This is a genomic window from Pseudomonas sp. ICMP 561, from assembly GCF_002699985.1.
GTDB lineage: Bacteria > Pseudomonadota > Gammaproteobacteria > Pseudomonadales > Pseudomonadaceae > Aquipseudomonas > Aquipseudomonas quasicaspiana.
Window position 1 is genome coordinate 16,764 of record NZ_LKBT01000013.1, and the last position, 12,188, is coordinate 28,951.

8 protein-coding genes and 2 pseudogenes are annotated in these 12,188 nt (G+C 57.9%); 6 read left to right on the forward strand and 4 right to left on the reverse strand.

Annotation, left to right across the window (positions count from 1 at the left end):
• Positions 1-44: 44 nt before the first annotated feature.
• Positions 45-1,100 carry an isopenicillin N synthase family dioxygenase gene (locus AO242_RS12645; RefSeq protein ID WP_099268978.1) on the reverse strand — a complete coding sequence of 352 codons (1,056 nt, stop codon included), beginning with the start codon at positions 1,098-1,100 and terminating at the stop codon, positions 45-47.
• A 14-nt stretch (positions 1,101-1,114) separates the two neighbouring features.
• A complete protein-coding gene (locus AO242_RS12650) occupies positions 1,115-1,966 on the reverse strand; it encodes a sugar phosphate isomerase/epimerase family protein (protein WP_099268979.1) in 852 nt (283 codons plus the stop codon).
• A 790-nt stretch (positions 1,967-2,756) separates the two neighbouring features.
• Here AO242_RS12650 and AO242_RS12660 point away from each other — a divergent pair.
• Genes AO242_RS12660 through AO242_RS12670 form a run of 3 tightly spaced genes read left to right on the forward strand, consistent with a single transcriptional unit; the run spans position 2,757 to position 6,639 of the window.
• Positions 2,757-3,209 (forward strand): (2Fe-2S)-binding protein, encoded by a 453-nt coding sequence (locus tag AO242_RS12660; RefSeq protein WP_099268981.1) that lies wholly within the window; start codon positions 2,757-2,759, stop codon positions 3,207-3,209.
• Positions 3,210-3,220: 11 nt separating this feature from the next.
• Positions 3,221-5,413 (forward strand): xanthine dehydrogenase family protein molybdopterin-binding subunit, encoded by a 2,193-nt coding sequence (locus AO242_RS12665; RefSeq protein ID WP_099268982.1) that lies wholly within the window; start codon positions 3,221-3,223, stop codon positions 5,411-5,413.
• An 11-nt stretch (positions 5,414-5,424) separates the two neighbouring features.
• On the forward strand, positions 5,425-6,639 hold the full coding sequence (locus AO242_RS12670; RefSeq protein WP_099268983.1) for a cytochrome c: 1,215 nt from the start codon (positions 5,425-5,427) through the stop codon (positions 6,637-6,639).
• Between the two features lie 289 nt (positions 6,640-6,928).
• On the opposite strand, the gene AO242_RS12675 is transcribed toward AO242_RS12670, so the two are convergent.
• Together AO242_RS12675 and gmd are read right to left on the reverse strand one after the other, a co-directional pair.
• Positions 6,929-7,822, reverse strand: a complete 894-nt coding sequence (locus tag AO242_RS12675) for a GDP-mannose 4,6-dehydratase (protein WP_099268984.1) — start codon at positions 7,820-7,822, stop codon at positions 6,929-6,931.
• Complete coding sequence (gene gmd, locus AO242_RS12680) at positions 7,822-8,853, reverse strand: GDP-mannose 4,6-dehydratase (protein WP_099269055.1); 1,032 nt, start codon at positions 8,851-8,853, stop codon at positions 7,822-7,824. The genes AO242_RS12675 and gmd overlap by 1 nt, the downstream gene beginning before the upstream one ends.
• Before the next feature lie 446 nt (positions 8,854-9,299).
• Between gmd and AO242_RS30160 the strand changes: the two are divergent.
• The 3 genes and pseudogenes from AO242_RS30160 to mltA all read left to right on the forward strand — a co-directional run.
• Positions 9,300-9,980, forward strand: a pseudogene (locus tag AO242_RS30160) (PAS domain-containing protein); the annotation flags it as partial.
• 108 nt (positions 9,981-10,088) lie between these two features.
• Positions 10,089-10,523: pseudogene (locus tag AO242_RS30165) on the forward strand (methyl-accepting chemotaxis protein); the annotation flags it as partial.
• 271 nt (positions 10,524-10,794) lie between these two features.
• Positions 10,795-11,967 (forward strand): murein transglycosylase A, encoded by a 1,173-nt coding sequence (gene mltA / locus AO242_RS12690; RefSeq protein ID WP_099268986.1) that lies wholly within the window; start codon positions 10,795-10,797, stop codon positions 11,965-11,967.
• Positions 11,968-12,188 lie beyond the last annotated feature (221 nt).

Below are 12,188 nucleotides of genomic sequence, written 5' to 3' on the forward strand. Positions count from 1 at the left end.
AAGGTAAGCACGGTAGAGTTGGGAAAAGGGTTTAGCCGGGCAATTCAGAGCGGTTCTGAAGCCTGGTTTTTCAAGTGGCCAAAGCTCGAAGGCTTGCGGGCTTTTTCATAAAGCTTCAATTCGCCGTTCTCCACTTTTCTGCGCAGGTACTGATAGGTTTGCAGTGCCTGGCCGAACATGTGTTCGCCGATGGTGATCTCCTCGTAATCCTGTGCGCCTGCCTTGGCGAACTGCGGCAACGGTTTGATTTGCGTATGAAAATCGCAGGCGTAGAACAGTGGAAATGAATAGCGTTCTTCGCTGACGGTTCTGACCCGATGGGCCGTTGCAACGAACGTACCAGCGGTCATTACCTCCAGCATGTCGCCGATATTGACGACGAACGCGTCTTCTACAGGCGGCGCGTCGATCCATTCACCCAGATCGTTCATCACTTCCAGGCCCGGCTTGTCGGCCAGCAAGATCGTGAAGCACTCGTAATCGGTGTGTGCACCAATACCGGGCGCGTCCTGTGCGGCGTCGTCGAAGGGGTAGTGGATCAGGCGCAGCTTGGAAGGCGGTCGAGTGACCATCGCGTCGAAGTAACCCTCTTCCAGACCGAGCGCCAACGCGAAGCCATCGAACAGCCGACGACCCAGGGCGAATACAGCCGCGTAATAGGCTTGCACCGCAGGCTTGAAGCCCGGCAGGTCCGGCCATTCGTTGGCGCCGATCAGGGGAGTTTTGGCGATCACCAGCGGGTCTTCATCACCCACTTCAAAGCCGATATCGAAGGCTTCTTTGTGGTCCGGCTTGCCTTTGGCATACACCTCCTCACCTTCCGGCACGAAGCCTTTATGGCTGCGCGACGTGCCGATGTAATGCTGCATCTTGTAATCCAGCGACTGGGCAAAAAGATCCTTGGCGGCCTGACGCAGTCCATCGATCAACGTGAGATCAATGCCGTGATTCTTTATGTACAGAAAGCCGACTTCCCGCGCCGCTTTGCCGAGGTCTTCGGCCACCGCCTGGCGTTGGGCAATATCGGTGCTGAACAGCCCGGCGATATCCACAACCGGGATGCTGTTGAAGTTGGCGATGGCTTGAGAGTGATCCGGCATGACAACAGGCTCCATTAGCGGTAGGTGGATTGGGAGACGCGCTGGAAGTGTTCGCGTTCGGTCTTACCCATCCAGGTGTTCAGCGACCACAAATCGGCCACCGGCACATTGGTGAAGGGCAGGTGATGCAGGTAGCCATCGGCGCCGAACTCTGGCGTCAGCGTAGTGACTTGATAGCCGCGCTCCTGTTGCGAGCGCCAGATCGCTTCCCAGTGTTGCTGATGGAAGGCCAATTCCTTTGCGTATTCCGGTGCGGCAGGATGCGGGACTTGCGGGCCCTGGTCGTAACCAACCCGGGCCTGAATGTGATGGACGCGTTCAACGAAAGCGCTCAGGTCGTCTTCCGGATCGTTGAGCAGACGCTCGCAGGTCACGATCCAGTGGCTGATGTCGCTGGTGAAACGCAGGTCCGGCAATTGCCGAATCAGTTCAAGGGTCACCCACGGATTGAACAACGAGCGCGAGCGATGAGTTTCGAAAGTGCATAACTGACCGTGCTTGCGCGCCAGTTCCAGAGCCTGACCGAAGAACTCCACTTGTTGTGCTAATTGCCAACGATCGTTCCCCGCCAGTACGTTCACGAAGCGCGGCGACAGCTCACTGGCCCAGCCCAGTTTCTTGTCCAGGTCAGTAAGGTGTTCGGCGACTGTCGCTGATTGTTCTGGCAGCACATCGTAAGCGGTGAAGACGGTGCTGATATAGCCCACCTGATTGGCCCGCAAGAACGCCGCGAACTCGGCCCGCTCCGCAGCGCTCAGTGGCAGGCGTGCTTCCATTCCGTCGAACCCGGCTTCGAGTAGTTCTTCCAGAGCCTGGGTTTTGCTCGCGGTGTAGCCCCAGAGGGTGCGGAATATTTCCAGCTTCATCGATCAACCTCAAAAGATTACTCAAGCAAGTGACGCGGCCTGATCTTAGGTGGGCGTGATGAGCGAGAAGAATAGGAAAGCTCAAATCGATAGTTCAGAGATTTGTGAAGTAATGAGTGCCTGGCGCATATCCATTGTGGGAGCAGAGCTTGCTCGCGATGCAGGCAACGCGTTGTTTCAGCCGGACCGCGTCAAACTCGGCCCCATGTGGGAGCGGTGCTTGCCCGCGATAAGGGCGACGCGGTCTGAAGCATAAATCGCGGTGTTCTTATCGCGGACAAGCACCGCTCCCACATAAAGATCGCATCCATTCAGTCGTTCATGTTTTGTTTGATAAAAGTCGAGCTTGCTCGCGAAGATCGATAATGTGGTAGATCTGACATACCGAGTCGACTGCTTCGCGAGCAAGCTCGGCTCCTACAGGGGATCGCATTCAGGCCGGTTATCCTGAAATGCATGGAATCAGGCACGAACCCCGGAGTTCTAGGCATTCCGTCCCGTGCCAGCACACGCGTACTATCCGCGCACGACCGTATTGCTGACGATCCTCGTCAAGGTATTGCGCAAGTCACGCCGTAGAGCGGCTGCCGTACCTGCTGTCTTTCTTTATTTTGTTTCTGCCAGCCGGATTAAATCCTCCGGAGTTTTCATAGGCGCGCTACTTTTAAATCACCTGGCAACGATCCGGGTGATCACAGAACTATAACGAACCGAACCGAAACCGCTGTGGACCAGCGTCGCCGAGGCGATGCATCAGCGGTTAACCGTGATGAATGCCAGAGGTTTTACGATGCAAACACTACTGATCAATGGTCAGCAGCATGAGCTGGATGTCGCTGAAGACATGCCTTTGCTCTGGGTCCTGCGCGACGTGCTGGGCCTGACAGGCACTAAATATGGCTGCGGTATTGCCCAGTGCGGCGTGTGCACGGTGCATCTCGATGGCCAGGCGGTGCGCTCTTGCGTGTTGCCGGTCAGTGCTGTGGGTGGGCGCAAAGTGACCACCATTGAAGCCGTCGGCGAATTGCCGGTTGGTCAGGAAGTGCAAAAAGCCTGGCTCGCGCACGAAGTCGTGCAATGCGGTTACTGCCAGCCGGGGCAGATCATGTCTGCCGTGGCGCTGCTGCAGGCGCATCCGGATGCCAACGATGAACAGATCACCGAGGCCATGGCCGGGAATCTGTGCCGTTGCGCGACCTATACGCGGATTCGTGCCGCCATCAAAAGCGTCAGTCAGGCCTGAAGGAAGACACCATGTCAGAAGTAAAAGGATCTGCTGCGACGGTGTCACGTCGTGGGCTGCTCAAGGGTGGAGCGCTTTCGCTGGGTGGGCTGGTGATCAGCACCTGGCTGCCGCCGATGGCCACACGCAGCATGGCGGCCGAAGCGGTCAGCGCTGCTCGTCTGGGTGACAAGGCTTCTCCGGGTTTTGGTGCCTTTGTGCGCGTAGCCCTCGACGGTCAGGTCACCGTGATCTCGCCAAAAATCGAAATGGGTCAGGGCGTGCAGACCGGTATCGCGATGATGGTCGCTGAAGAGCTGGAAGTCCCGCTCAGCTCGGTGAGGATCGAAGAGTCGCCGCCCGACGCAGCGCTGTATACCGACAACATTCTGCAGTTCCAGGCCACCGGCGGTTCCTCATCGACCCGCTACACCTGGGAGCCATTGCGCAAAGCCGGGGCAACCGCACGGGTTCTGCTGATCGAAGCCGCCGCCGTTCGATGGAACGTGGCGCCAAGCCTGTGCCGTGCCGAAAACGGTCACGTGCTGGGGCCTAACGGCAAGACGCTGGCCTATGGCGAACTGGTAGAAGCCGCCGCTGCGCTCCCGGTTCCCAAGGACGTCCCGCTCAAGGCTATCGCCGACTTCAAATTGCTGGGCACTTCCGCTCAACGTCTGGACACGCCGCACAAGGTCAACGGTTCGGCGCAGTTCACCATCGACGTAAAAATCCCCGACATGCTGATCGCTTCGTCGCTCACCTGTCCGGTCCATGGCGGCAAGCTGCGCAGCGTGAAAGACGAGGCAGCACGCAAAGTCCCCGGCGTGCGCGATGTGGTCCGCCTGGAGAATGCTGTCGCCGTTACTGCGACTAATTTCTGGTCCTGCCAGCAAGCGCTGAAGGCGCTGGAAATCGAATGGGACCTCGGTCCACATGCGTCGATTGATTCCGCACAACTGGACAAAGAACTGCTGGACGCCAGTTCCAAAGACGGCGTGTTCGCCAAGCAGACCGGTGATATCGGTGCGGCGCTGAAGAACGCTTCAAGCCAGTTCGAAGCCGTGTACCAGCAGCCATTCCTGTCTCACTCGCCGCTGGAACCCATGACCTGTGTTGCTCATGTGCGTCCGGACATGTGCGAGCTATGGGTCGGTTGCCAGGCCCCTGGCTTTGCGCAAATGGGCGCGGCCAAGGTCGCCGGTATGCCTGTGGATAAAGTAGTTATCCACAACCAGCTCATCGGCGGCGGCTTTGGCCGGCGTCTGGAGTCTGACTTCATCTTCCAGGCCGTGGACATCGCCCGCCAGCTCAGCTACCCGATCAAGCTGATCTGGAGCCGTGAAGAGGACATGACCCACGATAAATACCGCCCGCATTACGTGGATCGCATGAATGCGGCATTGGGTAAAGATGGCAAACCGGTTGGCTGGGAGCATCGAATTGCAGGCGCTTCAGTCATGGCTGCCTACGTTGGCAAGCTGCCAGAAAGCGGCGTTGATGCTGATGCCGTGGAAGTCGCCATCGATCCGGTCTACAAACTGGACAACCTGCAAGTGCGTTACATCCGCCAGGACCCGGAGGTTATTCCGGTTTCCTGGTGGCGTGGCGTGGGTCCGTTGCGCAGCACCTACGCCGTCGAAAGCTTCATCGACGAGCTGGCGCACAACGCCAAGGTTGATCCGGTTGAATACCGCTTGAGCCTGATGCAGGAGCAACCCCGCGCTCAGGCAGTACTGAAGAAAGCTGCAGAAATCGCCGACTGGAAAACCCCTCTGCCCGCCGGTCACGGTCGAGGCGTAGCGGTCAGTGCCGTGTTTGGCAGCTTTGTGGCGACCATCGTCGAGCTGGAAGTGCAGGCTAACAAAGGGATGCGCATCAAGCGTCTGATCACGGTGGTGGATTGCGGCTTTGCCACCAACCCACGGTCTGTCGAATCGCAAATGGAGGGCGGCACGCTCTTCGGCCTGTCGGCTGCGCTGTTCAACGAAATCCTCATCGAAAAAGGCCAGGTGGTGCAGACCAACTTCCACGCCTATCGGCAGATCCGCATGAGTGATGCTCCGCCCGTGGAAGTGCATGTGATCAAGAGTGAAGAAAGCCCCGGTGGTGTCGGTGAGACCGGCGCAGTGCCTGCTGCTGCAGCGCTGGTCAACGCCGTGTTCGCCGCGTCGAAAGTACGCGAGCGTCGTCTGCCACTGAGCCGTTCCGGCTATTTCACTCTTTGAGGAGCGCTGTTATGAAAACGTTGAATTATGCGCTCGCCGTGCTGGGTGCAAGTTTTGGGCTGACGGCCCAGGCTGCTGATCAAAGCCTCATCAGCAAAGGCGAGTACCTCACTCGCGCTGCTGATTGCGTGGCATGTCACGTTACACCTGGCGGCAAACCCTATGCGGGTGGTCTGGAGTTCAAACTGCCGTTTGGCACGTTGTACTCGCCGAATATTACCCCCGATAAGGAAACCGGGATTGGCAACTGGACCGACGATGAATTCGTCAGTGCGCTGCAAAAAGGTGTCGGCAAGGACGGCAAGCATTACTACCCGGCCTTCCCGTATACCTCGTACACATTGATGCCGCGCGAGGACATTCTGGCGATCAAGGCCTATCTGTTCAGCCTTGAGCCGATCAGTCAGAAGCCCAAAGAAAATGACCTGGCTTTCCCGTTCAACCAGCGCTGGGGCATGTTCTTCTGGAACGCGATCTTTGCCGATAACGAACGCTTCGTGCCGGACAGCAAACAGTCAGCCGAATGGAATCGCGGTGCTTACCTGGTGCAAGGTCCGGGGCACTGTGGCGAATGCCATACCCCGCGCAATATCTTCCAGGCCATGAGCAGCGGTAAATCCCTGGCCGGTGGCGAGATTGGCAACTGGCGCGCCTATAACATCAGCTCTGACCCGAAACACGGGATCGGTGCCTGGCCGCAGGAAGCTTTGGTGAGCTACCTGTCCAAAGGTTATGCACCGGGTTATGGCGGTGCTGGCGGGCCGATGGCGGATGCTGTCGAACACAGCCTGCGCTACCTGACGCCGGAAGATGTGAACGCCATTGCCGTTTACCTCAAGTCCACGCCTGCACGCAGCCAGGGTGTGCCGCGCCCAGCGGTTGCGGTCAACGACAAGGCTGAGAAAGGTCTGGGCAGCAAGGTCTTCACTGACTCCTGCGTGGGCTGCCACCGTCTGGACGGTACGGGCAATCAGTCGGCCATTGCGACCCTGATTGGCCTCAAAACCGTCAACGACCCGGCAGGCACCAACCTGATGGCGACGCTGCTGGAAGGCCACACCCAAGGCATGCTCCGCGCCGATCAACGCATGCCCGACTTCGCCCGCGCCTATAACGACACCGAGCTGGCAGCGGTCAGCACGTTTGTGTTGCGTCGTTTTGGACAGAGCAATGGGGAAGTGAAGGCTGAAGACGTAGCGAAATCGAGAGAGGCTTCGTTGCACTGATTGGTGGCGCTTATCGTTTAAATTGGAATGCTCTCCTCTGTGGGAGCTGGGCTTGGCCTGGGCGGCATTCCGACGATAAGGCTGGACGCGATCTAAAGAGAATCGCGCCAGCCCTATCGTCGGAATGCCGCCCAGGCCAAGCCCAACTCCCCCAGGAATCTGCGTTCAATCCCGTAGGACCGGCTTTAGCCGGGAGGGCGTCGGGACATTCACCAAATACTCTTCGCCAGAAATACCGCTCTCCCGGCTAAGGCCGGTCCTACGGTGTTGAAGGCTGTTGATACGTGCATCAGCCTTCCAACATCCACCGCAACGTCTCTTTCAATGGCGGCGTCTGCCACTCCGGCACCAAACCGCGCAGCCGTGAGTTATCCCCACACAGCGTTTTCACTTCATTCTCCCGGACAAACGCCGGGTTCACTTCGGTGATGATTTCATGGCCGGTGATTTCGCTGCACATGTCGATCACTTCACGCAGTGAGTGAGTGACGCCCGAGCTGACGTTGATGGTCTGCCCGATAGGCTTAGCTTCCAGCAACCCCCGATAGGCACTGACAACCGCACGCACATCGCTGAAGTCGCGCCACACATCAAGGTTGCCCAGTTCGATCCTGTCCGCCTTGCGCAAAAAGTGCGCGACGATTTTGGGCAGCAGAAAGTTTTCGTCCTGCCCCACGCCGGTGTAATTGAACGGGCGCGCAATGATCAAAGGTAGTCGGGCCTGCCAGAGGTTAGCCATGTGCTCCATGGCCAACTTGCTGACCGCGTAATCATTGGCAGGGGAGGCTGGCGTTGTTTCATCTAGCGAACCTTCTGAGGCATTCCCGTAAACATTCGCGCTGCTGGCGATCAGCACACAGTCCGGGGTTTTGCCGCACGCATCGATGGCTTCCAGCAGGTTGCGAGTGCCAATCAGGTTGACCTGATAAAACGCATCCGCCACGCCATGTCCGACAAATGCCACTGCGGCAAGATGCACCACAATGTCTGGCTGAATTTCGGCCAACAGCTTTTGCAATGCTGCAGTGTCCGCCAGATCGACCTGGTAATAACCCGCTTCTTCAGACGGCTGACGGCCAATGCCAATGACTTCGCAGCCCTGGGCTTTGAGTTCTGCGGCCATGTAGCGGCCTGTAAAGCCGTGGATGCCGGTAATCAACGCGCGCTTGCCAGCAATAGTCATCAGAAGCTAATGCCTCTCTCATTACGCAGCAAATCGGCTTCAACCATCATGCGGCACAGCTCCTCTAGCGTGGTTTTGGACTCCCAACCGAGGATTTTCTTCGCCTTGGCCGGGTCTCCGACGAGCAGTTCGACCTCGTTCGGACGGTAAAATTTCGGGTTGACCGTCACCAGCACTTTGCCCGTTACCGCATCGACCGCGTGCTCCTCTTCACCTGAGCCTTTCCACTCAACGTCCATACCGACGGCTTTGAACGTCATGGTGACGAAGTCACGTACGGTTTCCACTCGGTTGGTGGCGAGGATAAAGGTGTCCGGCTCGTCAGCCTGAAGCATGCGCCACATGCCCTCGACGTACTCTTTGGAATAACCCCAGTCACGCTTGGCGTCCATGTTGCCCAGAGAAAACGCGTCCAGTTGGCCCAGTTTGATCTTGGCCACGGAGTCGGTGATCTTGCGCGTCACGAATTCCAGGCCGCGCAGGGGCGACTCGTGGTTGAACAAGATGCCGCTGGTACCGAAGATTCCGTAAGACTCCCGGTAATTGATGGTCATCCAGTGTGCGTAAAGCTTGGCAACGCCATAGGGGCTGCGCGGGTAAAACGGCGTGCTTTCAATTTGCGGAATGGCTTGCACCTTGCCGAACATCTCGGAGGTGGATGCCTGATAAAAGCGAATCTTCGGGTTAACGATGCGTATGGCTTCGAGCAGATTGACCACGCCCAGGCCGGTAATTTCAGCGGTGGTGACCGGTTGGTCGAAAGACACGCCCACGAAGCTTTGCGCTGCCAGGTTATAGATTTCTGTGGCTTCGGTTTTCTGCAGCAGACGAATGCTGGCTGACAGATCGGTCAGGTCGTATTCGATCAGGTGCAGGTTGGGATGATTCTGGATGCCCAGCTCGTTTATGCGCCAGAAGTTGACGGAGCTTGTGCGTCGGTAGGTGCCATAAACCGTGTAGCCCTTTTCGAGCAATAACTCGCTCAGGTAGGCGCCATCCTGTCCTGTGATGCCGGTGACAATTGCTTTCATACGGTGGCTTTCAACTCCGTTCATGAGGATAGAGCGGTCGCCGGTCGGGATCTTCATGACCACCACACTCTGGCTGACCATCCTTGATACTGCGGGGAGATGCTGCGCGAGACCCTTCACATGCTAGACGACACTTCGGCCAAGTAAAGCTGGCTCGCAACATCTTGTAAAAAACACGCGCACTGGCAGAAAATCTGCTTTATTCATTCATATGGGGGTGAATGGTGAACCCGAAGTGGCTAAACCTGATGCATCTCGTTGCGTTTAGCGCGTTGCGTGAAATCTGACAAAGGGTCATAAGCCCTTTTCACCCTTTGCCGATAACCGAAATACTCAACACATCGACCGGTGGCGAAATGTTCAACACTCGCTTGAAAAAGGAATTACAGGCGCAACAAGCCGAGTTGGCGATCTACAGGCAGATGGAAGTCGGCATGAATGCTCAGATGCTCTCCATCACACTTGATCCCAGCTATCGCATTACCCGAATCAACGACAATTTTCTGAAAACACTGGGCTATGGTGCCGACCGTGTGCTGGGCCGACCGCTGGACGATCTCATTCCGGCCTATGTCAAACAGCTTGAGTGCTACCGCAACTTGCGGGCGGCGGTCGACAGTGGCGTATCGGTCATCGACAACTACCGTTTTATCAAAGTGGACGGCAGTCTGGCCTGGTTGCGGGCGATCTGGTATCCGATCATGGGCGAGAATGGCAAGTTGTCCGAGATTCGTTGCTTCGGTACCGACATCACCGAAACGATCGAACTGGCCACGGAAAACGCTGGATTCATCCAGGCGTTGCTGCGCTCCACTGCGGTCATCGAGTTCGATCTCAGTGGGCATGTTATCAAGGCCAACGATCAGTTCTTGCGCGGCATGGGCTACAGCCTTTCGCAGATCAAGGGCAAGCACCACAGCATGTTTTGCGAGCCTGAAGAAACCGCTTCATCCAAATACAAAGAGTTCTGGGCGACCTTGAATCGTGGCGAATTTGTTGCCAGCAGGTTCAAGCGGGTTGACGCCAGTGGTCGTGTGGTATGGCTGGAAGCAACCTATAACCCGGTGCATGACGCTCAGGGCAAGCTTTATAAGGTCGTGAAGTTTGCGACTGTGGTGACCGATCAGGTCGAGCGCGAGGTGGAAGTCAGTGAAGCGGCAGGTATCGCTTTCGAGATTTCCCAGCGTACGGACTTGAGTGCCCAGCGCGGCGCGACGGTGGTTCAGGACACTGTAGACACCATGCGCAAGATTTCGGACGAAATGCAGTCGGCGTCAGAAGGCATCGAAGCGTTAGGCAAGCAGTCGCTGCTGATCAGCTCCATCGTTCAGACCATCGGCGGCATCGCGCAGCAAACCAACCTGCTGGCGCTTAACGCTGCCATTGAAGCCGCCCGGGCCGGTGAGCAGGGTCGAGGCTTTGCAGTGGTCGCCGATGAGGTCCGGCAACTGGCCGGTCGCACGAGCACCGCGACTGAGGAAATCGTCAACGTGGTGCAGCAGAACCAGAATCTGGTGGACGCGGCCGTACGCGGAATGGCCAACAGCCGGGGGCAGGCCGAGCAGGGACTGGGGCTGGCAAACGATGCAGGCTCGGTGATCGTCGAAATCCAGGAAGGCGCCCGACAGGTGGTGGGCGCTGTGAGCCGGTTTGCCAATCAGTTGAAGTGAAACCTTGCTGCAATACTTCCTTGTAGGAGCTGCCGAAGGCTGCGATTAGCGGTTTGTCTGATACACCGCTATCGCGGCCTCGCGGTGCTCGTGCGCTCCTACAGGTCTACCTTTTAGCGCGAGACAGCGCGGTGGGATGGACACTGGAGCAACTCCTGCAGTTTCGTCATTTACTGCGCGATGTTGTTGCGTTTCTGCTATCCGGGTTTCCCCCGGCTCACGCATTGAGTACCCTTGCGGCCCACACCGCTCCAGGGGAGCCGCAGTGCTCATGAACCTTTCTTTCAAGCAATGGCGCAAAGGCCTGGCCTGGGCTTTGCCGTTGGCAATTCTGCTCGTCGGTTGCGATGGCGGAGACAAACAGCCAGCCCCGCCACCAGAACCACCGCCCCCGCCGCATACCACTTACACTCAGGCGACCTGGGATGCCCTGCCTGCGGTCTCCGATGCCGACTTGCAAGCCGGTTTCGCTTCGTGGCGCAGCGCCTGTGTGCGACTCAAGGCCGATGCAGTCTGGGGCGCGACCTGTGCCGCTGCGGCCACAGTGCCTGCGAATGCCAGCGCGGTGCAGATCCGCGACTTTCTGCAGGCGAATCTTCAGGTCTACAGCATGCGCTCGGCCACCGGCAGCGCGGACGGTTTGATCACCGGTTACTACGAGCCGGTCTACCCCGGCAGCCTGACCAAAACCGCCAAAGCTTCGGTGCCGATCTATGGCGTGCCCGACGACCTGATCATCGTCAATCTGGAAAGCATCTACCCGGAGCTCAAAGGCAAACGTCTGCGCGGACGTCTCGAAGGGCGCGTGCTCAAGCCTTACGATGACGCCGCAACTATTGGTGCGCAGGGCCTGAATGCCCCCGTGATTGCCTGGTTGACCGATCCGATGGACCTGCAGTTTCTGCAGATTCAGGGCTCTGGCCGGGTTCGCCTGGAGAATGGAAAACAGCTGCGTATCGCTTACGCCGATCAGAACGGCAGACCTTACCGGGCCATTGGTCGCTGGTTGGTAGAGCAGGGCGCGATACCCAAGGAAGACATCACCATGGGCAGCATCGCCGCATGGGCGAAAGCCAATCCCTCGCGCATCCCCGAGCTGTTGGCGAGCAACCCCAGTTACGTATTCTTCACCCGCAACCCTGACAGCAACGAAGGGCCAAGGGGCTCGTTGAATGTGCCGTTGACGTCGGGTTACAGCGTGGCGATTGATCGCAAGGTTATTCCGTTGGGCAGCCTGCTTTGGCTATCGACCACCCGTCCTGACGGTACCGCTCTTGTACGTCCGGTTGCCGCACAGGACACAGGCGGCGCAATCGCCGGTGAGGTCCGTGCCGATTTGTTCTGGGGCACGGGCGATGAAGCGGGGCACCTGGCGGGCGACATGAAGCAGAAGGGCAATATCTGGTTGCTATGGCCAAAAGGTATGGCGCTGCCTCAGGAGTAAACGCAGACCAACTCAAGGGCGCTCAGGCGCCTTTTTTTATTTGCCTGCGCTCACCCTTAAGAGCTGCCCCGGTGAACAGAGGGCTGTTGGGACCGGATTCATCCGGGAAGACAGCATTCCAGACGAAGATGATGTAGTGGATGTACTGGCCCATTCCCGAATGAATTCGGTCCCACAGGATTTGCGTAATTCAGATAGCTACGTGTTGTTTGATGGGAGCG

Coding starts and splice junctions, on each gene's coding strand:
- AO242_RS12670 (WP_099268983.1), top strand. CDS start 5,425: ATGAAAACGTTGAATTATGCGCTCGCCGTGCTGGGTGCAAGTTTTGGG.
- AO242_RS12650 (WP_099268979.1), bottom strand. CDS start 1,966: ATGAAGCTGGAAATATTCCGCACCCTCTGGGGCTACACCGCGAGCAAA.
- AO242_RS12645 (WP_099268978.1), bottom strand. CDS start 1,100: ATGCCGGATCACTCTCAAGCCATCGCCAACTTCAACAGCATCCCGGTT.
- AO242_RS12675 (WP_099268984.1), bottom strand. CDS start 7,822: ATGACTATTGCTGGCAAGCGCGCGTTGATTACCGGCATCCACGGCTTT.
- AO242_RS12665 (WP_099268982.1), top strand. CDS start 3,221: ATGTCAGAAGTAAAAGGATCTGCTGCGACGGTGTCACGTCGTGGGCTG.
- AO242_RS12660 (WP_099268981.1), top strand. CDS start 2,757: ATGCAAACACTACTGATCAATGGTCAGCAGCATGAGCTGGATGTCGCT.
- mltA (WP_099268986.1), top strand. CDS start 10,795: ATGAACCTTTCTTTCAAGCAATGGCGCAAAGGCCTGGCCTGGGCTTTG.
- gmd (WP_099269055.1), bottom strand. CDS start 8,853: ATGAAAGCAATTGTCACCGGCATCACAGGACAGGATGGCGCCTACCTG.